14 protein-coding genes and 1 pseudogene are annotated in these 24834 nt (G+C 71.2%); 9 read left to right on the plus strand and 6 right to left on the minus strand.

All coding sequences use genetic code 11. The features are described from left to right. The first annotated feature begins 229 nt into the window (after window positions 1-229). From DEJ48_RS11850 to DEJ48_RS11870, 5 genes are all read left to right on the plus strand, one after another. A complete protein-coding gene (locus DEJ48_RS11850) occupies window positions 230-2200 on the plus strand; it encodes an ABC transporter ATP-binding protein (RefSeq protein ID WP_150216095.1) in 1971 nt (656 codons plus the stop codon). Further along, a complete protein-coding gene (locus tag DEJ48_RS11855; protein ID WP_150216096.1) occupies window positions 2197-4086 on the plus strand; it encodes an ABC transporter ATP-binding protein in 1890 nt (629 codons plus the stop codon). Before DEJ48_RS11850 ends, DEJ48_RS11855 begins: the two co-directional genes overlap by 4 nt. A gap of 4 nt (window positions 4087-4090) precedes the next feature. Then, window positions 4091-4894 (plus strand): PaaI family thioesterase, encoded by an 804-nt coding sequence (locus DEJ48_RS11860; protein WP_150216097.1) that lies wholly within the window; start codon window positions 4091-4093, stop codon window positions 4892-4894. A gap of 479 nt (window positions 4895-5373) precedes the next feature. Beyond that, a complete protein-coding gene (locus DEJ48_RS11865; protein ID WP_190537348.1) occupies window positions 5374-7449 on the plus strand; it encodes a M4 family metallopeptidase in 2076 nt (691 codons plus the stop codon). 327 nt (window positions 7450-7776) lie between these two features. Beyond that, window positions 7777-9396 carry a M4 family metallopeptidase gene (locus tag DEJ48_RS11870; protein ID WP_150216099.1) on the plus strand — a complete coding sequence of 540 codons (1620 nt, stop codon included), beginning with the start codon at window positions 7777-7779 and terminating at the stop codon, window positions 9394-9396. A 94-nt stretch (window positions 9397-9490) separates the two neighbouring features. Here DEJ48_RS11870 and DEJ48_RS11875 read toward each other — a convergent pair whose 3' ends face one another. The 5 genes from DEJ48_RS11875 to DEJ48_RS11895 all read right to left on the minus strand — a co-directional run bounded on the left by DEJ48_RS11875 (window position 9491) and on the right by DEJ48_RS11895 (window position 14352). Next, window positions 9491-9994 (minus strand): hypothetical protein, encoded by a 504-nt coding sequence (locus DEJ48_RS11875; protein ID WP_150216100.1) that lies wholly within the window; start codon window positions 9992-9994, stop codon window positions 9491-9493. Next, window positions 9991-10557, minus strand: a complete 567-nt coding sequence (locus tag DEJ48_RS11880; protein WP_150216101.1) for a barstar family protein — start codon at window positions 10555-10557, stop codon at window positions 9991-9993. Before DEJ48_RS11880 ends, DEJ48_RS11875 begins: the two co-directional genes overlap by 4 nt. Window positions 10558-10571: 14 nt before the next feature. Further along, window positions 10572-13202 (minus strand): alpha-glucan family phosphorylase, encoded by a 2631-nt coding sequence (gene glgP, locus DEJ48_RS11885; RefSeq protein ID WP_150216102.1) that lies wholly within the window; start codon window positions 13200-13202, stop codon window positions 10572-10574. A 160-nt stretch (window positions 13203-13362) separates the two neighbouring features. After that, complete coding sequence (locus DEJ48_RS11890) at window positions 13363-13833, minus strand: hypothetical protein (protein ID WP_150216103.1); 471 nt, start codon at window positions 13831-13833, stop codon at window positions 13363-13365. 63 nt (window positions 13834-13896) lie between these two features. Then, window positions 13897-14352, minus strand: a complete 456-nt coding sequence (locus DEJ48_RS11895; RefSeq protein ID WP_150216104.1) for a nuclear transport factor 2 family protein — start codon at window positions 14350-14352, stop codon at window positions 13897-13899. Between the two features lie 349 nt (window positions 14353-14701). Between DEJ48_RS11895 and DEJ48_RS11900 the strand changes: the two are divergent. The 4 genes and pseudogenes from DEJ48_RS11900 to glgB all read left to right on the plus strand — a co-directional run bounded on the left by DEJ48_RS11900 (window position 14702) and on the right by glgB (window position 22512). After that, a pseudogene (locus DEJ48_RS11900) lies at window positions 14702-16740 on the plus strand (alpha-1,4-glucan--maltose-1-phosphate maltosyltransferase). Then, window positions 16737-18464 (plus strand): maltose alpha-D-glucosyltransferase, encoded by a 1728-nt coding sequence (gene treS / locus DEJ48_RS11905; RefSeq protein WP_150216106.1) that lies wholly within the window; start codon window positions 16737-16739, stop codon window positions 18462-18464. The pseudogene DEJ48_RS11900 and the gene treS overlap by 4 nt, the downstream one beginning before the upstream one ends. 140 nt (window positions 18465-18604) lie before the next feature. Beyond that, the gene (locus DEJ48_RS11910; RefSeq protein WP_150216107.1) at window positions 18605-20044 is read left to right on the plus strand and encodes a maltokinase N-terminal cap-like domain-containing protein; all 1440 of its coding nucleotides are present in this window, start codon (window positions 18605-18607) and stop codon (window positions 20042-20044) included. A gap of 26 nt (window positions 20045-20070) precedes the next feature. Then, window positions 20071-22512: a 1,4-alpha-glucan branching enzyme gene (gene glgB / locus DEJ48_RS11915; protein ID WP_150216108.1), complete on the plus strand. Its 2442-nt coding sequence runs from the start codon at window positions 20071-20073 to the stop codon at window positions 22510-22512. Here glgB and DEJ48_RS11920 read toward each other — a convergent pair. Next, window positions 22487-24733 (minus strand): HelD family protein, encoded by a 2247-nt coding sequence (locus tag DEJ48_RS11920; protein WP_150216109.1) that lies wholly within the window; start codon window positions 24731-24733, stop codon window positions 22487-22489. The genes glgB and DEJ48_RS11920 overlap by 26 nt on opposite strands. Window positions 24734-24834: the final 101 nt, after the last annotated feature.

Raw genomic sequence — 24834 nt, forward strand, 5'->3', positions numbered from 1 at the left:
GGGCGGTCGCGATCACGGAATCCACGCTAGGCAGCGGCGCGATCAAGGGCGTCACCAGCGGTGACGAGGTGTCAGCTCCGTCGTGGGAGTGACCGCGGCCCGGCGTCGGCCTCGGGAAGTAGCACTTGCGTACCCCTGGCGTGCCCACAAGCCCTAGGTCCAGCGCAGTAGCGCGTACCGTCCAAAACTCGGTGGGCTCTGTCAGTGGCGATCCGTAGGCTCGCTCCTGATGCCGAAATCAGATGCCCCTGCCAAGGATCGGTCCGCCGTACGGACGCTGCTGCGCCTCTGGCCGTACGTGCGCCCGGTCCGAACTCGCCTGATCATCGCGGCGGTTGTCGCGATCATCGCCTCCTGCACGGGGCTCGTCTTCCCCCTCGTGCTGAAGTGGATGGTGGACGGCCCGGTGGCCGACCGGGACCCGACGGGGGTGTGGCTGGGGGCCCTGCTGCTGCTCCTGCTCGGGGTCACCGAGGCGCTGCTGTTCGGACTGCGGCGGTGGCTGGTCGCCCGGCCGCTCGCGAGCGTGGAGGCAGCGATGCGGGCGGACCTCTTCCGCCATCTGCAACGGCTTCCCGTGGCCTTCCACGACCGGTGGGCGTCCGGCCAGTTGCTGTCGCGCGGCACGACCGACCTGATGCTGCTGCGTATGTTCCTCGCCTTCCCGCTGACGTTCCTGCTGGTCAACGGGGCGACCATCGTGGTCGGGGTGATCATCCTGCTGGGGCAGGACTTCGCGCTCGGGCTCGTGCTGCTCGCCCCCGTGGTGCCGATGGTCATCGCGACGGCGTACTTCGAGGGGAAGTACGCCGCCGTGGCGCGGCAGGCGCAGGACCAGGTCGGCGATCTGACGACGGTCGTCGAGGAGAGCGTGCTCGGCATCCGCATCATCAAGGGCTTCGGCCGCCACCGCAGCCAGGCGCGCGCGTTCCGGGAACTGTCGCACACGCTGCGCGGCACCGAGATGGTCAAGGCGCGGCTGCTCGCCGCGATCTGGGCCGTGATCGTGACGCTGCCGGAGATCGCCATCGGGGCGGCGCTGGTGCTCGGCACGGTGCGGGTCGCGGACGGCGGCCTCTCGGCCGGCACGCTGGTCGCCTTCTTGTCGACGGCACTCGCTCTGCGCTGGCCCGTGGAGTCGATCGGTTTCCTGCTCGCGATGAGCCAGGAGTCGGCGACGGCCACGGAGCGGTACTTCGAGGTGATGGACGCGGAGCCGGAGGGCGGGACGCAGGATTGTGCCGCGGGGGGCGTCGCACGGAGGGGGCCGGCCGAGGGGACTGCGGACGACGGGCTTCGGTTCTGCGACGTCGAGTTCAGGTATCCGGACGCCGCGGCGGACGCCCCCGCCGTGCTCTCCCGCGTCGACCTGCACGTACGTCGCGGCGAGACCATGGCGCTCGTCGGTGCGACCGGCAGCGGCAAGACGACGCTCACCGCGCTGGTGCCCCGGCTGCACGAGGTGACAGGCGGGCGCATCACCCTCGACGGCGAGGACATCACCGCGATGGACCGCGCGCACCTGCGGACCCTCGTGGCCGTCGCCTTCGAGGAGCCCACCCTGTTCTCCGCCACGGTCGGCGAGAACGTGCTGATGGGCGCCGGGGAGGACGCGGGCGACGCCGAGCTGGGCCGCGCGCTCGACGTGGCGCAGGCCGGCTTCGCGCACGCGCTGCCCCAAGGCACCGGCACGCAGGTCGGCGAGCAGGGCCTGAGCCTCTCCGGCGGTCAGCGGCAGCGTCTCGCCCTGGCCCGCGCGGTGGTGGGCAATCCCCGCTTCCTGGTCCTCGACGACCCGCTGTCCGCGCTCGACGTCCACACGGAGGCGCTGGTGGAGGCGGCTCTGCGGAGGGTCCTCGCGGACACGACCGCGCTCGTCGTCGCCCACCGGCCGTCCACGGTGCTGCTCGCCGACCGGGTGGCCCTGCTGTCGGGCGGCCGGGTCGCCGCGGTCGGCACGCACCAGGAACTGCTGCGGGACAACGCTGAGTACGCGTGGCTGATGTCGGGGGCTGAGAACGCGTCGGGGACGGGGAACGCATCGGGGGCTGAGAACGCGTCGAGGGCGGAGAACGCAACGGAACCGCCGCCTGCCTCGACCTCCGCTCCCACTCCCACACCCGCGCACACAGACCCCGCACCCACAGGCCCCGCACCCGGCCCCACCACCGGACACCCCGCCGAGGAGGCCGCCCGATGACCGTGCCCGCATCCGTACGGGAGAAGCCCTTCGAACCCGAGGGCGACGACGAACCCGATCTCCCCGGCCCCCCGTCCGCCGCGCACGACGACCCGTTCGACAAGGACGAGCTGCCCGCTCCCCCGGGCGCCACCCGCGCCCTGCTGCTGTCGCTGCTCTCACCGCTGCGCGGGCGCGCCGTGTTCGCCGCCGTGCTGCTGCTCCTGCAGCAGGCCGTCGTGCAGGCGGGGCCGCTGCTCGTCGCGTACGCCATCGACCGCGGCGTCCCCGCCGTGCGCGCCGACGACTACGGCCCGCTGATCGCCGTCGCCACCGGCTACCTGTGCTGCGCGGCCGCGTCCGGCGCCCTCCAGTACGCGTTCATCATCGCCTCCGCACGCGTCAACCAGGACGTCCTGCTCGATCTGCGCGGCCGCATCTTCCGGCACGCGCAGGCGCTGAGCGTCGACTTCCACGAGCGGTACACCTCGGGACGGCTCATCTCCCGCTCCACCACCGACGTCGAGTCGCTGCGCGAGCTGCTCAACGAGGGCCTGCAGGAGCTCCTCACCGTCATCCTGTCCTTCGTCTACATCTCGGCGATGCTGCTCTGGCTCGACCTGGGCCTCGGCGCGGTGGCGGTCGCCTCCTTCATCCCGCTGTACCTGCTCATCCGCCTCTACCAGCGGCGCGCCGGCGTCATGTTCCGCCACCGGTCGACCGCGATCGCCGCCGTCATCGTGAAGTTCGCGGAGACCATGAACGGCATCCGGCCGGTGCGTGCCTTCCGCAGGGAGCGGGCCAACGACGCGGAGTTCGGCGTGCTGAACCGCCGGCACGAGCGGACCAACGGCGACGCGATGCTGGAGATGGCCCGCTATGTCGTCGGCTCGCGGCTCGTCGCCAACACCGCGGTGGCCGCGATCGTGCTGTGGGGCGCCCACCGGGTCGCGGACGGCGGGCTCGCGCTCGGCGTGCTGGCCGCTGCCGTGCTGTACCTGCGGCGCCTGTACGACCCGATCGACCGGCTCGGCATGTTCCTCAACTCCTACCAGTCGGCGGCCGCCTCCCTGGAGAAGGTCGCGGGGCTGCTGGCCCAGACCCCGACCGTGCCCGAGCCCGACGCGTCCGCGGCGCGCCCGCTGCCGGTCCTGGAGTCCGATCATCCGGGGCGCGAGGTCCGTTTCGAGGGCGTCCGGTTCGCCTACCGCACGGGCGGCGAGGTCCTGCCCCGCTTCGACCTCACGCTGCCCGCGGGGCAGACCGTGGCGGTGGTCGGCTCGACGGGCGCGGGCAAGTCGACGCTGGCGAAGCTGCTCGCCCGCTTCTACGACCCGACGGAGGGCGGCGTACTCCTGGACGGCGTCGACCTGCGCGAACTCGCCCTCGCCGAGCTGCGGCGCGGGGTCGTCATGGTGACGCAGGAGGCGTTCCTGTTCTCCGGGACCGTCGCGGAGAACATCGCGATCGGCCGCCCGGACGCCACCCGCGAGGACATCGAGCGCGCGGCGAGGGCCATCGGCGCCCACGACTTCATCGTGTCGCTGCCCGACGGCTACGACACGGACGTACGCAAACGGGGCGGCCGTATCTCCGCGGGCCAGCGGCAGCTGGTCGCCTTCGCCCGCGCCCTGCTCGCCGACCCCGCGGTGCTGATCCTCGACGAGGCGACGAGTTCCCTGGACATCCCCGGCGAGCGGGCGGTGCAGCGCGCCATGCACACGGTGCTGCGCGGCCGCACGGCCGTGGTCATCGCCCACCGCCTCTCCACGGTGGAGATCGCCGACCGGGTCCTGGTCATGGAGCACGGTCGCGTCGTGGAGGACGGCACGCCCGACGAACTCATCGCGGGCACCGGGGCGTTCGCGGAGCTGCACCGGGCCTGGCGCGAGAGTGTGGTGAGCTGACGTCATGAGCCACGACGAGAGTACGGACGTACGGGTGGGCCGGGCGGAAGCCGGCGAGGTGCTCACCGTTCCCGCGAGCCACCAGGGGTACCCGGGCGTCGCCTTCGGCGGGTACGTGGCCGGGCTGCTCGCCGCCCGCGCGCGGGCCGGCACGGTCCGGGTGGACTTCCGTGCCGCGACCCCGGTGTCCGCACCGGTGAGGATGACCGAACTCCCCGACGGGGGAGCCCAGTTGTCGGGCGAGGCGGGCGCCGTCCTCGCGACGGCGAGGCCCGTTCCCGACCTGCCCGTCTCCGGCGCGCCGGACGCGCCGTCCTGGGACGAGGCGACCGCGGCTGCGGAGGCGTTCCGCACGGCGGGGCCGACCGGGCTCGGCGCGGACGGCACCGTGGTCGACTGCTTCGGCTGCGGGCCGCGCCCGCCGGGCCGGGGGCTGCGGCAGTGCTGCATGCCCGTGCCCGGCCGTGACGTGGTGGCGACGGCGTGGACGGCGCACCCGGCCTTCGCGGACGCCCGGGGACTGATGCGCGCCGAGCTGCTGTGGGCCGTCCTCGACTGCCCGACGGCCTGGGCGGGCGTGCACGTCGGCGGCCTCCGTCCGGGCGCGGTGACGGCCTCGCTCACGGCGACCCTGCTGCGTCCCGTGGTCGCGGGCGAGGACCACATCACGTATGCCTGGCCGATCTCTTCGGCGGGCCGCAAGCACACGATGGGCGCGGCGGTGACGACGGCGCGAGGTGAACTCTGCGCGACGGGCGAGGCGTTGTGGATCGACCCGCGCCAGGGGCCCGAGGCCCGCGAGAACTGACGACCTGCCCTGGGACCAATCGGCGGCAATGCGGATATCTCGTGTTCTCCGCCCCACGCGACACAGGACTGGACCACCAGCGAAATACAGCCACGCGCCGACGGTCGCCGCATCGCGCGCCGCTCTCGAACAGGGTTCCGCACTGCACCCCCGTGCGAGCGTGACGTGCACTCTTTCGGGCGCCGCACGCTTGCCGGACGTCCACGGGAGGCCGTCGGCCACGACTCCGGATAGCGAACGCGCGCCACCGGCCAACGGACTGATTCCGGCCAACTACTGATGCGCACCTGACAACAGGTGGTCTCCGGTGCCACTCTTCCCCTCGACCGCCGCACGGCTTTCAACAAGGCGACGGTTTCTCTTCACGCAACACCCGTTGTGCACCGCCCAGTTCTGCGTTCCGCCTTGCTCTGCCCGGACGGCGACCCAACCGCCCGGTAGCTCTGGCCGCGCATCCCGCGGCCGCGCAGAAGGAGTCCGTGTTGAGAAACACCTCCCACAGACACACCCCCCGCACTCGTTCGGTCCGCACCCGTGCGACCGCCGCCGGTGCCCTCTCCGCCGTCGCCGCACTCCTGGCCGTGGCAGTTCAGGCGGGCCCCGCCTCGGCCGACGACCCGGCCGTCAAGGCGAACCCCGCCGCGGCCCAGAAGCTCGGCAAGGTCGACCCCGGCGCCCTGGCCGCCAAGCTCTCCCCCGCCCAGCGCGCGGAGCTCATACGCGACGCCAACGCCACCAAGGCGGACACCGCCGAGGACCTGGGCCTCGGCGCCAAGGAGAAGCTGGTCGTCCGCGACGTCACCAAGGACCGTGACGGGACCGTCCACACGCGCTACGAGCGCACCTACGACGGGCTGCCCGTCCTCGGCGGCGACCTCGTGGTCGACACGGCGAAGTCCGGGAAGACCGAGAGCGTCACCAAGGCCGCGAAGGCGCAGCTCAAGGGCGTCGACACGAGCGCCGACATCAAGGCGTCGGCCGCCGAGAAGCAGGCCCTCGGCGCGGCGAAGGCCGCGGGTTCGAAGAAGACCGACGCGGACCGGGCGCCGCGCAAGGTCGTGTGGATGGCCAAGGGCACACCGACTCTCGCGTACGAGACCGTGGTCGGCGGGCTGCAGCACGACGGCACCCCGAACGAGCTGCACGTCATCACGGACGCCGCCACCGGCAAGAAGCTCTTCCAGTGGCAGGGCGTCGAGAACGGCACGGGCAACACGCAGTACAGCGGCCAGGTGACGGTCGGCTCCGTCCAGTCGGGCTCCACGTACAACCTGACCGACTCGGGTCGCGGCAACCACAAGACGTACAACCTGAACCACGGCTCCTCGGGCACCGGCACGCTCTTCTCCGGCCCCGACGACATCTGGGGCAACGGGCAGCCCTCCAACGTGGAGACCGCGGGTGCGGACGCCGCCTACGGCGCGCAGCTCACCTGGGACTACTACAAGAACGTGCACGGCCGCAGCGGCATCCGCGGTGACGGTGTCGGCGCGTACTCCCGGGTCCACTACGGCAACAACTACGTCAACGCATTCTGGCAGGACTCCTGCTTCTGCATGACGTACGGCGACGGCTCGGGCAACGCCAAGCCGCTGACGTCCATCGACGTGGCGGCCCACGAGATGACGCACGGCGTGACGGCGGCGACCGGCAACATGACGTACAGCGGCGAGTCCGGCGGCCTGAACGAGGCGACGTCCGACATCTTCGCGGCGGCCGTGGAGTTCAACGCCAACAACGCGCAGGACAAGGGCGACTACCTCGTCGGCGAGAAGATCGACATCAACGGCGACGGCACCCCGCTGCGCTACATGGACAAGCCGAGCAAGGACGGCGCGTCCAAGGACGCCTGGTACTCGGGCATCGGCAACATCGACGTGCACTACTCGTCCGGTGTCGCCAACCACTTCTACTACCTGCTGAGCGAGGGCAGCGGCAAGAAGGAGATCAACGGCGTCCAGTACGACTCGCCGACCTCCGACGGCCTGCCGGTGACCGGCATCGGCCGCGACAAGGCCTCGCTGATCTGGTTCAAGGCGCTCACCACGAAGTTCACCACGACCACCAACTACGCGGCGGCCCGCACCGGGACGCTCGCGGCGGCCGGTGAGCTGTACGGCACCACCAGCAACGAGTACAAGGCCGTCGCCCACGCCTGGGCGGCCGTGAACGTCGGCAGCCGGCCGGGCGGCGAGGAGCCTCCGGGCACCTCCTTCGAGAACACCACGGACGTCGCCATTCCGGACGCCGGCGCCGCGGTGACCTCGTCCGTCAACGTCACCGGCCGCACCGGCAACGCGCCGAGCGCGCTCAAGGTCGGCGTCGACATCGTGCACACGTGGCGCGGTGACCTGAAGGTCGACCTGCTCGCCCCCGACGGGACGGTCTACCCGCTGAAGCCGGCCAGTTCCTCCGACTCGGCCGACAACGTCAAGGAGACCTACACGGTCAACGCCTCGTCCGAGGTGGCCAACGGCACCTGGAAGCTGCGCGTCCAGGACGTCGCGCGGCAGGACACGGGCTACATCAACAGCTGGAAGGTCACCTTCCCGTAAGCCCGAGCAGGTCCAAGTGAGCCCAAGTAAGCCCTGTAAGACCATGTAGGCCATTCAAGGCCTCCGCAGACGGCGCCGCCCCGGGTGATTCAACTCCCCGGGGCGGCGCGCTTTTTGCTGCCCGCGTGCCGTTCACACGCTGTTCGCAATGCGTACTTCGCCTCTCGCTCAACGAACTATTTCCGGCCAACATGCGATCAAGGGATGACATGTACCTGGCTCGAATGACACTCTTCCCTCGCACCACACACGAGTCACACCCGCACCGCATCTTTCATGTCCGGACGAACCCCACACCGTCCGGACTCCCCCACAGAAGGAGCCTGCGTGACCCCCCACATATCCCGTAAGCGTTCGATGCTGGCGATCTCGACCGCGGTCGCCGCCGGAGCGCTGCTCGCCGCCGGCCTGACCACCGGCGCCTCCGCGCAGCCCGTCTCCGCGTCCGGCGCACCCGTCGCCCTCTCGAAGACGGCCCGCGCGGACCTCCTCAAGGACGCGAGCGCGGACACGGCCGCCACCGCCGACAGGATCGGCCTCGGCGCCAAGGAGAAGCTGGTCGTCCGTGACGTCGTCAAGGACGCCGACGGCACCACGCACACCCGCTACGAGCGCACCTACGACGGCCTGCCCGTCCTCGGCGGCGACCTCGTCGTGCACACCGCCAAGAGCGGCAAGGTCAAGAGCGTCACGAAGGCCACCGAGGCCACGGTGAAGGTCGCCTCCACCGACGCGAAGCTCGGCAAGTCCTCCGTCGCCAAGTCGGCCGAGTCGACCGCCGCCAAGGCCAAGACCGCCAAGGCCGACGCGCAGTCGCCGCGCAAGGTGATCTGGGCCGCCGAGGGCAAGCCCGTCCTCGCGTACGAGACCGTCGTCACCGGCGTGCAGAAGGACGGCACGCCCAGCAGACTGCACGTCATCACCGACGCCTCGACCGGCAAGAAGCTCTTCGAGCGTCAGGCCATCGAGAACGGCACCGGCAACAGCCAGTACAGCGGCAAGGTCGAGATCGGCTCCAAGAAGGGCAGCAACGGCTTCGACCTGACCGACGACAGCCGCGGCGGCCACTCCACCTTCAACCTGGAGAACGGCCAGGGCGAGGGCAAGCTCTTCACGGACGACGACGACACGTGGGGCAACGGCAAGCCGGACGACGCCCAGACCGCGGCCGTCGACGCCGCCTACGGCGCCCAGGTCACCTGGGACTACTACAAGAACGTGCACGGCCGCGAGGGCATCAAGGGCGACGGCAAGGGCGCGACCTCCCGTGTCCACTACGGCGACTCGTACGTCAACGCCTTCTGGGACGACAGCTGCTTCTGCATGACGTACGGCGACGGCGAGGGCAACAAGAAGCCCCTCACCTCGATCGACGTCGCGGCCCACGAGATGTCGCACGGCGTCACCTCGGCGACCGGCAACATGGAGTACAGCGGAGAGTCCGGCGGCCTGAACGAGGCCACCTCCGACATCTTCGGCTCCTCCGTCGAGTTCAACGCCAAGAGCCCCGAGGACATCGGCGACTACCTCATCGGCGAAGAGATCGACATCAACGGCGACGGCTCCCCGCTGCGCTACATGGACAAGCCCTCCAAGGACGGCCAGTCCCTGGACAGCTGGAGCGCGGACGCGGGCAACGTCGACGTCCACTACTCCTCGGGCATCGCCAACCACTTCTTCTACCTGCTGTCCGAGGGCAGCGGCGCGAAGGAGATCAACGGCGTCAAGTACGACTCCCCGACCGCCGACGGCTCCAAGGTCGAGGGCATCGGCCGCGACAAGGCCGAGAAGATCTGGTTCAAGGCCCTGACGACGTACTTCACGTCGACGACCGACTACAAGGCGGCCCGCGAGGGCACCGTGAAGGCGGCGACGGACCTGTACGGCGCGGACTCGGCCGAGGTCAAGGCCGTGGGCGCGGCGTGGACGGGCGTCGCGGTCAAGTAAGCGGTCACCGCAACGAGCGGCACCCGGGGGCACCTTCCTCCCCCCGGGTGCCGCTTTTCCGTGCACACCGCCTTCCGTTCGCTCCGCCTGCCGTTCACTCCGCCCTGAGCTCGCGGCTGCTGGCCCGGTTCTCGGCGATGTTCCGCGTCTTCCTGGTGCGGGCCGACTCGGCGACGACGGCGAGCACGGCCGGCGACCTCGAAAACTCGGCGAGGTGGCGCTGCATCCAGTCGGTGGCCTCCGCCAACTCGGCCGGTGTGGGTACGTGGCCGTCCTCGACGGACAGACACAAAAGCCAGTCGTCGACGCGCCGCCGGATGAACTCGCGGCACGACTCGACATCGAGCCGCTCGATCTCCGGCAGCACCCAGTCCGCCCACTGCCGAAACTCATCAGGGCCGGCCGCCTCACCCGCGATCGCATCCACGAGGGCGACCACCACCGTCTTGGCCCCGCCGACATCGGGGTCGCGCAGGACCGCGGCCACGAACGCCCGGTCCCGGTCCCGGTCGCGGCGCGGTGAGGACGCGAGCACCGAGACGACGCGGAGGGACGCGGACGTCCGGGGGTGGGCGTCCGGGCCCGCATCGCTGCTCAATGCCACTCCTGCGGATCAAGAGCGGCTCCCACGAACCCGTCGCCCCGCATGACGACAAGGTCGGGTTGCTCCACTCTGCGAGCGACCTTCTCCTGCGCCGCGCGACCGAAGCCGCTGAACTCACCGCACTCGAAAACGAAATGCTCGGAGACGGCGGGCCGGTCCAGAGGGAACCCGTCGAGGTCCACCGCGGAGTTGGCCCGGTCCGCCGCCTGGCAGAGGACCGACACGAAGTCGGGGAAATGCTCCGCGTCGAGCAGCCGGTCGTCCACTCCGGTGATGACGCCCGCCATCCCGACGTGGCCCCCGGTGACCGCCCCGCACAGATCGTCCAGGCAGTCCACCACGGCATCCCAGTTCCGCCCGAAGTATCCGGGGAACTGGAGCGTCTCGGCGAATGCCTGGCAGACACCCTGCTCGGTCGTGAGGTCGGACGCGGCGAAGCGGTGGACGCGACCGCCCTGGTCTTCCAGGGCGGCCAGCTGTCGCCGTACCTCATCGGATCCCTGGGGGACGAAGACGACCCAGGGGGCCGAGGTGCCCGCGAGGTTGAAACCGGTCATGACTGCATCATGTCTCACCGCATCAGAACCCCCGCCTCCTCCCCCGTGGCCTCCGAGGGAACCGCAACGAGCCCCAACTCCGCCGCCCCGCCGGAGAGCAGTCGGTGGGCGGGCAGGATGCGGACCGTGTAGCCGAAGGGGCCCGTGCGGTCCAGGGCGAGCGGCCCCTCGTACACCCGGCGCCCCTCCACGTCCGGACCGCTGACCGGCTTCAGCGGCATCGGGGACGGATCGGTGAGGTGGTCCTCCGGGTCGACGCGGCCCGCGACGGCCTGTACCTCCACGTCGTCCGGGGTCAGTTCGCCGAGGTGGACCCGCACCCGGAGGGAGAGCGTGGCGCCCAGTTCGGCGGTGGCGCCGCTCGCCGACGCCTCGACGTGGTCGACGGCGACCCGCGGCCAGGCGGCCCGGACGCGCGCCTTCCAGGCGGCGAGTTCGCCCGCGGCGGTGGCGTCGAGCGCGCGGTGGGCGCGGGCGGCGGGCGCGTACAGCTGCTCCACGTACTCGCGCACCATGCGGCCCGCGAGGACCTTCGGGCCGAGCCGGGTCAGGGTCCTGCGGACCATCTCGATCCAGCGGTCGGGCAGGCCGCCGGGGCCCTGTTCGTAGAAGCGGGGCGCGATGCGGCGCTCCAGGAGGTCGTAGAGCGCGGCGGCCTCCAGGTCGTCGCGGCGGTCGTCGTCGGTGGCGGCGCCGTCCGCCGTGGGAATGGCCCAGCCGAAGTCAGGCTCGAACCACTCGTCCCACCAGCCGTCGAGGACGGAGAGGTTGAGGCAGCCGTTCAGGGCCGCCTTCATCCCGGACGTCCCGCACGCCTCCAGCGGCCGGAGCGGATTGTTCAGCCACACGTCGCAGCCCGGATAGAGCTTCTGCGCCATCGCCATGCCGTAGTCCGGCAGGAACACGATGTGCCGGCGCACCCGCGGGTCGTCGGTGAACCTGACCAGCTCCTGGATGAGCCGCTTGCCGCCGTCGTCCGCCGGGTGCGCCTTGCCCGCGACGACGATCTGCACGGGCCGCTCCGGATGGCGCAGGAGCTCCATCAGCCGGTCGCGGTCGCGCAGCATGAGCGTGAGGCGTTTGTACGAGGGGACGCGGCGGGCGAAGCCGACGGTGAGGGCGCCCGGGTCGAGGACGCCGTCGATCCAGCCCAGCTCGGCGGTGGCGGCGCCGCGCTGGCGCCACGAGTCGTACAGGCGCCGCCTGACCTCCTCCACCAGCTGCTCGCGCAGGGTGCGGCGGAGCTCCCAGATGTCGGCGTCCTGGATGTCGGCCACCGCGTCCCACCGGTCGGAGTCGCCGACGGAGAGCGCGTCCTCGGTGCGCCGTTCGCCGATCTGCCGGGCGCCGAGCCGGAAGACCTCGGGGGCCACCCAGGTCGGGGCGTGCACGCCGTTGGTGATGGAGGCGATCGGCACCTCCTGGGCGTCGAAGCCCGGCCACAGGCCCGCGAACATCTCGCGGCTCACCGAGCCGTGCAGGGTGCTGACCCCGTTGGCGCGGCTGCCGAGCCGCAGGCCCATGACCGCCATGTTGAAGAGGTTGGGCTCGCCTCCCGGGTACGTCTCCATGCCGAGCCGCAGGACGTTCCCCGCGTCGATGCGGGGCAGCTCGGCGCCGGGCCCGAAGTGGTGGGCGACCAGCTCTCGGTCGAAGCGGTCGATGCCGGCGGGCACGGGCGTGTGGGTGGTGAAGACGGTGCCGGCGCGCACGCTCTCGAGCGCCGCGTCGAAGCCGACTCCCTGGTGGGCGAGTTCGTGGATGCGTTCGAGGCCGAGGAATCCGGCGTGGCCCTCGTTCGTGTGGAAGACCTCGGGTTCGGGGTGTCCGGTGAGCCGGCAGTACGCGCGGACGGCCCGCACCCCGCCGATGCCGAGCAGCATCTCCTGGAGCAGCCGGTGCTCGCTGCCGCCGCCGTAGAGCCGGTCGGTGACGTCGCGCTCGCCGGGGTCGTTCTCCTCGACGTCGGAGTCGAGCAGGAGCAGCGGGACGCGGCCGACCTGCGCCTGCCAGACGTGGGCGCGCAGCGACCGGCCGCCGGGCAGGGCGAGCGCCACGATGGCGGGGGCGCCGTCGGTCTCGCGCAGCAGGGCGAGGGGGAGCTCGTTGGGGTCGAGGACGGGGTAGTGCTCCTGCTGCCAGGCGTCGTGGGACAGCGACTGGCGGAAGTAGCCGTGCCGGTAGAGCAGTCCGACGCCGACGAGCGGCACGCCGAGGTCGCTCGCGGCCTTCAGGTGGTCTCCGGCGAGGATGCCGAGACCGCCGGAGTACTGGGGCAGGGCGGCCGTGATGCCGAACTCGGGCGAGAAGTAGGCGACGGCGCGCGGCAGCGGCCCTTCGCCGCCGGACTGCTCCTGGTACCAGCGCTCCCCTTCCACGTACGCGCGGAGGTCGTCGGCCGCCTCGCCGAGCCGCCGCAGGAAGTCCTCGTCGCGCGCGAGCTCGTCGAGCCGGGCGGGCGGCACCTCCCCGAGGAGCCGCACGGGGTCGCAGCCGGAAGCCTCCCACAGCCGGGGGTCGACGGACTCGAACAGGTCACGGGTGCGCGGATGCCAGGACCAGCGCAGATTGCGGGCCAGCTCGGAGAGCCGGCCGAGGGGTTCGGGAAGGACGGGACGTACGGTGAATCGACGGATGGCCTTCACAGCGACTCCACCTCTAGCGGGGAATGCGTTACAGATCGACCTACGCGTCGACGGTAGCGGTGACCGGCCCTCGGGAACCACGGCGCGCGGACGAGCGCGCGAGAGGCGGCGAGGCGGCGCCCCCGGCCCGGGCGCGGGACCGCCGGGCCGGTCACGGGGTTCAGGCGTAGCGGTGCCCCGGCCAGTACGGGTCGTCCCACCGGGAGTGGAGCTCCAGGCCGAGGATCCGTACGCGGTGCAGGAGGTCCTCGGACGCCCCGTGGGCGCGCAGGCGGGCCGGGGCGTGGCGGACGAGCCAGGCGGAGAGCTTCTTCCGCTTCCGTTCGTCCTCCTCCCGCTCCGTCCAAGGACTGGTGTCGCCGAGCAGCTCGTACTCCCACTCCGTGACGGCGAGGGCCAGGTGGCGGTCGGGCACGGGTCCCGCGAGCCGCTCCCCTATGCCGAGCCACGGCTCCGGCGTGCCGGACGCCTCGGTGCACAGTGCGAAGATCTCGTGTGCGGGCTCGGGCGGGTCCGGCTGCGTGAGGGTCCACGTCCACCAGGCGCGCAGGAACTCCCCGACGGCGGCGGCCTGTTCGGCCGGCCACTCCTGCCATGCGCCGTTCGCCAGGAAGTGCCCGACCTCCGCCATTCCGTACATCGGAGGTACGACCAGGCCGTACACCAGGTGCACGGCCTGCCGAAGAGCGCGACCTTACCCGACGTGTCCCCGACACGCCTCCGCGATCTCGGCCGTGTCCCAGTAGAACGGCCGGACCTCCGTGATCCGACCTGCCCGTACCTCGATGGTCTGAAGGAGGGGGAAGGCGAGTGCGCGGGCCCTCGCGCGGGCGCGGGCGCGGATGTCGCTCCGTACGACCGCCGTCGGCCCCGTGGCGAGGAACTCCTGACGCGTGATGGTGAAGGCCTCCCACGTCTCGCTCATCGCGAGGAAGAACCGCGCCATGCCGTCGTGGCCGCGCCACACCCCTCGGTAGGGCAGGCCTTCCGCCTGGTGGAGGACGACATCCGGCGAGAAGTACGGGGCGAGCAGGTCGAAGGAGGCGCGCCCCGGGCCGCCCGCCGCCAGGTACTTCTCCTCCGCCGCGTACATGGCGGTCAGCACCCGTACGGAATCCGTCATGGTCGAGGCGTCCGAATCAGTGGTCATGCCCCCATACGACCCTGTGGGCGCGTCGCACACCGGCGGTTTTCGGACCTCTGCCTCGGCCGGCGGCGGCGCGCGTACCGCCCCGTCGCGCCGCGCGTTCTCTCCGCGCCGGGCATATGCGCACGGTTCAACAAGCCATACGGCATATGCGAATTCGGTCCGCTCTTGCCATTCATGGCGAGGCCGGTCTTGCATGCGCCCTTACGCACTAGTAGTTAACAAAGCGCCGGATTGCCCACCCGAAGGGTGTGGGAAGGCTCCCTCGGTACGCACTCGGCCCACCGGCCGGCACGCACCGTGGAGCTTTCTCAGGACCCCGTATCCGTGCAGCGGACAGGAGCGGTCAGACATGCCTCTAGGCTCAACCCCGCCGAGCTCGCCCACGCACCCCACCATTCCCGTCCTGGACGTGGGCCCCGCCGTCCACGGCGGGCGAAAACCCGCGAAGGCGGTGCCGGGAGAAACGTTCCAGGTCACCGCCACCGTCTTCCGCGAAGGACACGAAGCGGTCGCCGCCAACGTCGTCCTGCGCGACCCCCGGGGGCGCCCAGGACCGTGGACCCCCATGCGGGAACTCGCACCGGGCACCGACCGGTGGGGCGCCGACGTGACGCCGGACGCCGAAGGACGCTGGACCTTCGCCGTGGAGGCGTGGGGCGATCCGATGACGACCTGGCGCCACCACGCGCAGATCAAGGTACCCGCGGGCATCGACACGGATCTGATGCTGGAGGAGGGCGCCCGGCTCCACGAGCGCGCCGCCGCCGGCATACCCGGGGGCCAGCGGGCCGACGTCCTCGGCGCCGCCGACGCACTGCGCGACACGGGCCGCTCACCGGCGGCCCGTCTTGCTGCCGCCCTCACCCCCGAGGTGCGGGCGATCCTGGACCGGCATCCGCTGCGCGAACTCGTCACGGCATCCGAGGAGTTGCCGCTCCTCGTCGAACGGCGCCGGGCCCTCTTCGGGTCCTGGTACGAGTTCTTCCCGCGCTCGGAGGGCGCCGTCGTCGAGGCGGGGGCGCCACCCGTCCCCGGAAACTTCCGCACCGCCGCCGCGCGGCTGCCCGCCATCGCCGAGATGGGCTTCGACGTGGTGTACCTGCCGCCGATCCACCCCATCGGCACCACCTACCGCAAGGGGCCCAACAACTCCCTGTCGGTGGGCCCCGACGACGTGGGGGTTCCGTGGGCCATCGGATCACCCGAGGGCGGACACGACGCCGTCCATCCGGACCTCGGAACGCTCGACGACTTCGACGCGTTCGTGCGCCGCGCCACCGATCTCGGCCTCGAAGTCGCCCTGGACTTCGCGCTCCAGTGCTCCCCCGACCACCCGTGGGTGGAGAAGCACCCCGACTGGTTCCGCCGCAGGGCGGACGGCACCATCGCGTACGCCGAGAACCCGCCGAAGAAGTACCAGGACATCTACCCGCTGGCCTTCGACAAGGACCTGCCGGGGCTGATCGCGGAGACCGTACGGCTGCTGCGGTTCTGGATGGGCCACGGCGTACGCGTCTTCCGCGTCGACAACCCGCACACCAAGCCCGTCGTGTTCTGGGAGCGGGTGCTCGCGGACATCAACGGCACCGACCCCGACGTCGTCTTCCTCGCCGAGGCGTTCACACGGCCCGCGATGATGCGGACCCTCGCGGCCATCGGCTTCCAGCAGTCCTACACCTACTTCACCTGGCGTAACGGAAAGGACGAACTCACCGACTACCTCACCGAGTTGTCGCGGGAGACCGCGCATTTCCTGCGTCCCAACTTCTTCGTGAACACCCCCGACATCCTCCACGCCTACCTGCAGGAAGGGGGCCGCCCCGCCTTCGCGGTGCGCGCCGTGCTCGCCGCGACGCTGTCGCCGACGTGGGGTGTCTACAGCGGATTCGAGTTGTGCGAGAACACCGCCGTCCGGCGCGGAAGCGAGGAGTATCTGGACTCGGAGAAGTACCAACTCAGGCCACGGGACTGGGCGTCGGCAGCGCGAAGAGGAGACACGATCGCCCCGCTGATCACCGCGCTCAACCGCATCCGGCGCGCCAGCCCCGCGCTGCGGCAACTCCGCGACCTGCACTTCCACGAGACCGATCAGGAGGCGGTGATCGCGTACTCGAAATCGGCCGTCGGCGAGCACGGTTCGAACATTGTTCTGGTGGTCGCCAACCTCGACCCTCACCACACCCAGGAGGCCACGGTCTCGTTGAACATGCCGCAACTCGGCCTCGACTGGCACGAGTCCGTGCCGGTGCGCGACGAGCTCACCGGCGAGACCTACCACTGGGGCAGGGCCAACTACGTGCGCCTGGAACCCGGCCGCGCGCCCGCGCACCTCTTCACGGTCCTGCGACCGTCCTCTCACCGTTGATCGGAGGGTCACCCACACCATGATCGTCAACGAGCCCGTCCAGGACACCTTCGAGGACACACCGGCCAAGGACCGCGACCCCGAATGGTTCAAACGCGCCGTCTTCTACGAAGTCCTCGTCCGCTCCTTCCAGGACAGCAACGGCGACGGCATCGGCGACCTCAAAGGCATCACCGCCAAACTCGACTACCTCCAATGGCTCGGCGTCGACTGCCTCTGGCTGCCTCCCTTCTTCAAATCCCCCCTCCGCGACGGCGGCTACGACGTCTCCGACTACACCGCCGTCCTCCCCGAATTCGGCGACCTCGCCGACTTCGTCGAATTCGTCGACTCCGCCCACCAACGCGGCATGCGCGTCATCATCGACTTCGTCATGAACCACACCAGCGACCAGCACCCGTGGTTCCAGGCCTCGCGCACCGACCCCGAAGGCCCCTACGGCGACTACTACGTCTGGGCCGACGACGACAAGCAGTACCAGGACGCCCGCATCATCTTCGTCGACACCGAAGCCTCCAACTGGACCTTCGACCCCGTCCGCAAGCAGTACTTCTGGCACCGCTTCTTCTCCCACCAACCCGACCTCAACTACGAGAACCCCGCCGTCCAGGAAGAAATCATCTCCGCCCTGCGCTTCTGGCTCGACCTCGGCATCGACGGCTTCCGCCTCGACGCCGTCCCCTACCTCTTCGCCGAAGAAGGCACCAACTGCGAGAACCTGCCCCGCTCCCATTCCTTCCTGCAACGCGTCCGCGCCGAAATCGACGCACACTATCCGGACACGGTTCTTCTTGCCGAGGCCAATCAGTGGCCCGAGGACGTCGTCGACTATTTCGGCGACTTCGAAAAAGGCGGGGACGAATGCCACATGGCGTTCCACTTCCCCGTCATGCCCCGCATCTTCATGGCCGTACGCCGTGAATCCCGCTACCCCGTCTCGGAAATCCTCGCCAAGACCCCCGCCATCCCCTCCGGCTGCCAGTGGGGCATCTTCCTGCGCAACCACGACGAGCTGACCCTGGAAATGGTCACCGACGAAGAACGCGACTACATGTACGCGGAGTACGCCAAGGACCCGCGCATGCGCGCCAACATCGGCATCCGCCGGCGCCTCGCCCCGCTCCTGGACAACGACCGCAACCAGATCGAACTCTTCACCGCACTCCTGCTGTCCCTGCCCGGCTCGCCGATCCTCTACTACGGCGACGAGATCGGCATGGGCGACAACATCTGGCTCGGCGACCGCGACGCGGTGCGCACCCCCATGCAGTGGACCCCCGACCGCAACGCGGGCTTCTCCTCCAGCGACCCCGGACGCCTCTACCTGCCCACGATCATGGACCCCGTCTACGGCTACCAGGTCACCAACGTCGAAGCCTCCATGTCCTCCCCGTCCTCCCTGCTCCACTGGACGCGCCGCATGATCGAGATCCGCAAGCAGAACCCGGCGTTCGGACTGGGCTCGTACACCGAACTCCCCTCCTCAAACCCGGCCGTGCTCGCCTTCCTGCGGGAGGCGCCGTCGAGCGAGACCGACGAGGACGAGGGCGACGACCTGGTGCTGTGCGTGCACAACTTCTCGCGCTTCGCCCAGCCCACCGAACTGGATCTCCAGACCTTCGCGGGACGCCATCCCGTCGAGCTCATCGGCGGGGTGCGCTTTCCGGCCATCGGTGAGCTCCCGTACCTCCTGACCCTCGCGGGACACGGGTTCTACTGGTTCCGGTTGCGCAAGGAACCGGCGTAGGCTCCGGCAGCGCGACGCCTCGCGGGGCGGTTTCCACCGCCCCGCCCTGGGCACTCCTACGCAACGACCGGCACCCCCAGCCGCACCACCGGCACTCCCGCACCCTGCCTCGTCCGCGAACGCGGAAAGGACGCGACGCCATGTCGGAAGCCGCCATACGCCCCGGTGTGCACGCCTCGGCGCTGCTCGCCTCGCTCGACCCGCTGCTGCGCGCGTGGCTGCCCCGGCAGCGGTGGTTCGCCGGCAAGGGCCGCCCCGTCACCGCCCTGGAAGCGGTGACGGCGACCGAGCTCCTGCCGCGCAGCTCACCCTCCGGCCTGCTCCATCTCCTCCTACGGGTCCGCCAGCCGATGATGTCCGCGCAGGACGCGGGACTCGACGGAGCTCACGCCGAACGCCCCACCGACTGCTACCAGTTGCTCCTCGGGGTGCGGCGCACGCTCCCCCCGCACCTGGCCCCCGCGATGATCGGGCACGTCACCGAGGGCCCGCTCACCGGCCACACCGTGTACGACGCGCTGCACGACCCGCGGCTCACCGGACTGCTCCTGGAACGGCTCCGGATACCGGGGCGCCACGGAGTCCTCCGCTTCGAGCGCGACATGGGCGTCGAGATCCCCTCGGGCCTCGCCCCGCGCCTGCTCACCTCCGAACAGTCCAACTCCTCGCTCGTGTACGGAGATACGTTCATCCTCAAGCTGTTCCGCCGCGTCGTGCCCGGCCTCAACCCGGACCTCGAACTGCCGCTGCGGCTCGCAAAGGAGGGCTGCGCGCGGGTGCCCGCTCCCGCCGCGTGGTTCCTCGCCGACCTGGAGACGGGGGCGTCCGCGCCCGAGGAGAGCTGCGGCCTCGGGGTGCTCCAGCCGTATCTGGCCGGGGCCGACGACGGCTGGGAGCTCGCCCTGCGGATGCGCGACAAGGGTGAGCCCTTCACCGGCGAGGCACGGGCGCTCGGCCGCGCCACCGCGGAGGTCCACGCGGCCCTCGCGACCGCGCTGCCCACCGTCACGCTGGGCCGGGCGCAGGTGGAGCTGGTCGCCGACGCCATGGCCGAGCGCCTCACCGCGGCGGCACAGGCCGTTCCCGCGCTGCGGCCCCACGCACCCGGGCTGCTCACCGCCTTCGAGGCGCTCGCCGACCTCGGCGGCGAGGGGCAGGCGTGGACGGCCCAGCGCGTCCACGGCGACCTGCACCTCGGGCAGTGCCTGCGCTCCCCCGACGGCCAGTGGTCGCTCATAGACTTCGAGGGCGAACCCGCGCGGCCGCTCGCCGAGCGCCGCCTCCCCCAGCCGCCGGCCCGCGACGTGGCGGGCATGCTGCGCTCCTTCGACTACGCCGCGTCCCACGGCACCTGGTCGCCCGAGTGGGCCGAGGAGTGCCGGGCCGCGTACTGCGCGGGGTACGCGGAGGTGGCGGGCCGCGACCCGCGCACGGATCCCGTGCTGCTGCGCGCCCACGAGACCGACAAGGCGGTCTACGAAGTCCTGTACGAGGCGCGCCACCGCCCCGACTGGCTGCCGGTCCCGCTGGCCGCGGTCCGCCGCCTCGCCGAGGACGGCCCCGCCGACGAAGCCCACTGACCACTCCTTTGGAGGAGGCCTCTCCCGTGTGCCCGCGCCCCCGCAAACCGTCCGACGAAGCCGCCGCCCCCACCCCACCGGCCACTCCGGCCCCGAAGCGTGCGACGACCGGGAAGACCCCGAAGGCGGCGAAGACCGCGCAGCCCTCGAAGCCCGCCGCGAAGCCCGCGAAGACCACCAGGAGCGCGAAGAAGCCCCCCGCCGCCAAGCCTCCCGTCACCGAGCCCGCCGCACCCGCCGAGCCGACCGAACCCGCCGTCACCGACTCCCCCGTCCCCGAGAGCGACCGCGTCCGGCTCCTGAGCGGTACCCACCACGACCCGCACGGCGTCCTCGGCGCGCACTCCGTGCCCGGCGGCACGGCCTTCCGGGCGCTGCGCCCGTACGCGAAGGCGGTCGCCGTCGTCGCCGACGGGCTCCGTGCCGAGCTGCGCGACGACGGCGACGGCTTCTTCTCCGCGGTGCTCCCGCTGCGGGCCGTGCCCGAGGACTACCGGCTCCACGTCACGTACGAGGACACGGATCTTGAGATCCACGACGCGTACTCCTTCCTGCCCTCGCTCGGCGAGTTCGATCTGCACCTGATCGGGGAGGGGCGGCACGAGCGGCTGTGGGAAGCGCTCGGCGCACGGCTCATGACGCATCAGGGCGCCACCGGGACGCGGTTCACGGTGTGGGCGCCCAACGCGCGCGGGGTGCGGATCGTCGGGGGCTTCAACTTCTGGGACGGGCTCGGGTTCCCGATGCGTTCGCTGGGCGGCAGCGGCGTGTGGGAGCTGTTCGTGCCGTCCGTCGGCGAGGGCGAGCTGTACAAGTTCGAGATCACCCGGCCCGACGGCTCCACGACCCAGCGCGCCGACCCGCTGGCCCGCCGCACGGAGGCGCCGCCCGCGAACTCCTCGGTGGTGCACGAGTCGCGCCACGAGTGGCATGACCAGGAGTGGCTCGACCGGCGCGCGGAGGTGCCCGCCCACGAGGCGCCCTTCTCGGTGTACGAGGTGCATCTCGCCTCGTGGCGGCCGGGCCTGACGTACCGCCAGCTCGCCGAGCAACTGCCCGCCTACGTCGCCGACCTCGGGTTCACGCACGTCGAGCTGATGCCCGTCGCCGAGCATCCCTTCGGCGGGTCCTGGGGCTATCAGGTGACCGGCTTCTACGCGCCGACCGCCCGCCTCGGCACGCCCGACGACTTCAAGTTCCTCGTCGACGCGCTGCACCGGGCGGGGATCGGCGTCCTCATGGACTGGGTGCCCGCGCACTTCCCGCGCGACGACTGGGCGCTCGCCGAGTTCGACGGCCGCCCGCTGTACGAGCACGAGGACCCGGCCCGGTCCGCGCACCCCGACTGGGGCACGCTGGAGTTCGACTACGGCCGCAAGGAGGTGCGCAACTTCCTGGTCGCCAACGCCAGTTACTGGTGCGAGGAGTTCCACATCGACGGCCTGCGCGTGGACGCCGTGGCCTCGATGCTCTACCTCGACTACTCGCGCGAGGACGGCCAGTGGACGCCGAACGCGCACGGCGGGCGCGAGAACCTCGACGCCGTCGCCTTCCTCCAGGAGATGAACGCCACCGTCTACCGCCGCTCCCCCGGCGTCGTCACCATCGCCGAGGAGTCCACGGCCTGGGACGGCGTCACGCGGGCCACGCACCACCAGGGCCCCGGGGGCTTCGGCGGGCTCGGCTTCGGCCTGAAGTGGAACATGGGCTGGATGCACGACTCCCTCGGCTATGTGTCCAAGGAGCCGGTGCACCGCAAGTACCACCACAACGAGATGACGTTCTCGATGGTGTACGCGTACAGCGAGAACTACGTCCTGCCGATCTCGCACGACGAAGTCGTCCACGGCAAAAGGTCGTTGGTGTCGAAGATGCCGGGCGACTGGTGGCAGCAGCGTGCCACCCAGCGCGCCTACCTGGGCTTCATGTGGGCCCATCCGGGCAAGCAACTCCTCTTCATGGGGCAGGAGTTCGCGCAGGGCGCCGAGTGGTCGGAGAGCCACGGTCCTGACTGGTGGCTGCTCGACCCGGCGTACGGCGCGGAGGCCGACCACCGGGGCATGCGGGACCTGGTCCGCGAGCTGAACACGGTCTACCGGCGCGAGGGCGCTCTGTGGCAGCGCGACACGGACCCGGGCGGTTTCGCCTGGGTGGACGGCGACGCGGCGGAGGACAACGTCTTCGCCTTCCTCCGGTATCCCGCCGAGGACGGCGCGGGGAGCGAGGGGCGGCCGCTGCTCGCCGTCTCGAACTTCTCACCGGTCGTCCGGCACGGCTACCGCCTGGGCGTGCCGGACGAGTTCGCCGCGTGGCAGGAGGTCCTGAACACGGACGAGGCCCGCTTCGGCGGCGGCGACGTCACCACCCCCGACCCGCTGAAGCCCGCCCCGACCCCGTCCCACGGCCGCCCCGTGTCCCTGCACCTGACCCTGCCGCCGCTGGCTACGGTGTGGCTTCGACCTGTTTGAGCGCGACGGGCAGCTCGTCCGTGTACAGGACGCCGAGGCGCTGGGTGGCCCGGGTCAGGGCCACGTACAGGTCGCTCGTCCCGTACCGCTCGGGCTCCACGACCAGGACGGTGTCGAACTCCAGGCCCTTCGCCTGACGCGGGTCGATCAGCACGACCGGCCGCGTCAGGTCCGGGGCCTGCCCGGCCGTCACCCCGGGCAGGTGTGCGGCGAGCTCCGTGTGGAGCTCGCGCGGGGCGATCACCGCCAGGCGGCCCTCGTCCCGGGCCTCGGCGGCGACCGCGTCGGCCACGGAGGCCGCGAGGTCGTCGGTGCGGCGCACCCAGGGGCGTACGCCCGTGGACCGCACCGAGCTCGGCGGCATGAAGTCGGGCCGCTCCATGCGCGGCACCTCCGCCGCCACGTCCATGATCTCCACGGGCGTGCGGTAGTTCACGCCGAGCCGGGTGTACTCCCAGCGTTCCTCGACGTACGGGGCGAGGATGCTGTCCCACGAGCCGCAGCCGCCCGCCTCCGCGGTCTGCGCCGGGTCGCCGACGAGCGTCATGGAGCGGGTCGGGCAGCGCCGCATGAGGAGCCGCCACGCCATGGCGGAGAGCTCCTGCGCCTCGTCGACGATGATGTGCCCGAACGCCCAGGTGCGGTCGGCGGCCGCGCGCTCGGCGGCGCTGCGGTGGTCGGCCTCCTCCTGGCGCTCCGCCATCCGCTCCGCGTCGATGATGTTGTGCGCGAGCAGGACCTCGGCGTCGTCCTCGTCCTTGTCCTCGAACTCGTACGTCCGGGAGGCACGCGACACGTCGAGCACGCCCTGCGCGTAGGCGATCTGCTTGGCCCGCTCCGCCTCGGACGCGGCCCGCGCGGCGCTGTCGTCGTGGCCGAGCAGTTCGGCGGCCTCGTCGAGGAGCGGGACGTCGGCGGCGGTCCAGGGCGCGTCGTACGGCCTGCGGACGGCGGCGGCGTCCCGCTCGTCGAGCCCGGTCGGCTCCTCCAGGTACTCGGCGAGGAAGCGCTGCGGGGTGAGCGTCGGCCACAGCTCCTCGATGGCGGCGTGCACCTCGGCGCTGGCCGCGACGCCCTTGCCGAGCTGGGCGATGTCGTCGGGGCCCAGGAAGTTCGGGCCGCCGTACGGGTCGTGGCCGATGCGCTCGGCGAGCTGCGCGGTCAGCTCGTCGATGACACGGAAGGCGAAGTGCGGGCGGCCGAGGTTGTGCGGCACGTCCGCGGCGCGGGCCGCCTCGCGGGCCTGGTCGGCGATCGTCCAGTCCAGGATCAGGTCGCCGTCGTCGTGCTCGATGACGATGGGCTCGCCCGGCTCGGGGGTGCGCTGCCGGTCGCGGACGGCCGCGGCGAGGACGTCCGCCATCTCCGCGCGGCCCTTGATCTCGGCCGCCTCGGGGGTGTCGGTGCCGGTCGCGGTCACGCCGGGGAAGAGCTCGCCGACCGTGGAGAGCAGCACGCCGGTCTCGCCGAGGGCGGGCAGGACCTCGCCGATGTAGCCGAGGAACGCCGGGTTGGGGCCGACGATCAGGACCGCGCGCTTGGCGAGCAGCTCGCGGTGGGCGTAGAGCAGGAACGCGGCCCGGTGCAGCGCCACGACGGTCTTGCCGGTGCCGGGGCCGCCCTCGACGACGAGGACGCCGCGGTGCGGAGCGCGGATGATGCGGTCCTGCTCGGCCTGGATGGTCTGCACGATGTCGTGCATGCGTCCGGTGCGGGCCGAGTCGAGGGCGGCGAGCAGCACCTCGTCGGCGTCGGCGCCCTCGTGGCCCGTGCGGGTCGTGTCGCTCAGGTCGAGGAGCTCGTCGTGCAGGGCGGTGACCTCGCGGCCCTTGGTGGTGATGTGCCGGCGTCTGCGCAGGCCCATCGGCGTGTGGCCCGTCGCGAGATAGAAGGGGCGCGCGACATCGGCACGCCAATCGATCACGAGCGGGGTGCGCTCGATGTCGGACGCGCGGATTCCGATGCGTCCGATGTGGTGATCACGGCCGTCGCGGAATTCGAGCCTCCCGAAGCATAGACCGTTCTCTCCCGCGTCGAAGGCGGCGAGCAGCCCGGACCGCTCCGCGACCAGGACGTCCCGCTCGAGACGCGCCTGCAGACCATTGCCGACCTGCGACAACGACGCCCGCACGGCGGACTCGGCCTCCTCGCGCAGCGCGTCCAGGCGCGCGTACAGCCCGGAGACGAATTGCTGCTCTTCACGCAATTCCTCGGTTGACAATTCAGCCCCTCGCCAGTTACAGTGCTCTTATTGAACTTCTCGCGGAGCCGCGCTGTCCTAATGTGCAGAGCTTCGCGAAAGAATCCAATATACGCAGAGAA

Origin of the sequence: Streptomyces venezuelae, assembly GCF_008642315.1 — a bacterium.
Taxonomy (GTDB): Bacteria; Actinomycetota; Actinomycetes; order Streptomycetales; family Streptomycetaceae; genus Streptomyces; species Streptomyces venezuelae_D.

Bases quoted from the DNA above. Each gene is read 5' to 3' on its own strand.
- DEJ48_RS11850 (WP_150216095.1), top strand. From the start codon at position 230: ATGCCGAAATCAGATGCCCCTGCCAAGGATCGGTCCGCCGTACGGACG.
- DEJ48_RS11855 (WP_150216096.1), top strand. From the start codon at position 2,197: ATGACCGTGCCCGCATCCGTACGGGAGAAGCCCTTCGAACCCGAGGGC.
- DEJ48_RS11890 (WP_150216103.1), bottom strand. From the start codon at position 13,833: ATGGCGGAGGTCGGGCACTTCCTGGCGAACGGCGCATGGCAGGAGTGG.
- DEJ48_RS11895 (WP_150216104.1), bottom strand. From the start codon at position 14,352: ATGACCACTGATTCGGACGCCTCGACCATGACGGATTCCGTACGGGTG.
- DEJ48_RS11910 (WP_150216107.1), top strand. From the start codon at position 18,605: ATGTCGGAAGCCGCCATACGCCCCGGTGTGCACGCCTCGGCGCTGCTC.
- DEJ48_RS11860 (WP_150216097.1), top strand. From the start codon at position 4,091: ATGAGCCACGACGAGAGTACGGACGTACGGGTGGGCCGGGCGGAAGCC.
- DEJ48_RS11880 (WP_150216101.1), bottom strand. From the start codon at position 10,557: ATGACCGGTTTCAACCTCGCGGGCACCTCGGCCCCCTGGGTCGTCTTC.
- treS (WP_150216106.1), top strand. From the start codon at position 16,737: ATGATCGTCAACGAGCCCGTCCAGGACACCTTCGAGGACACACCGGCC.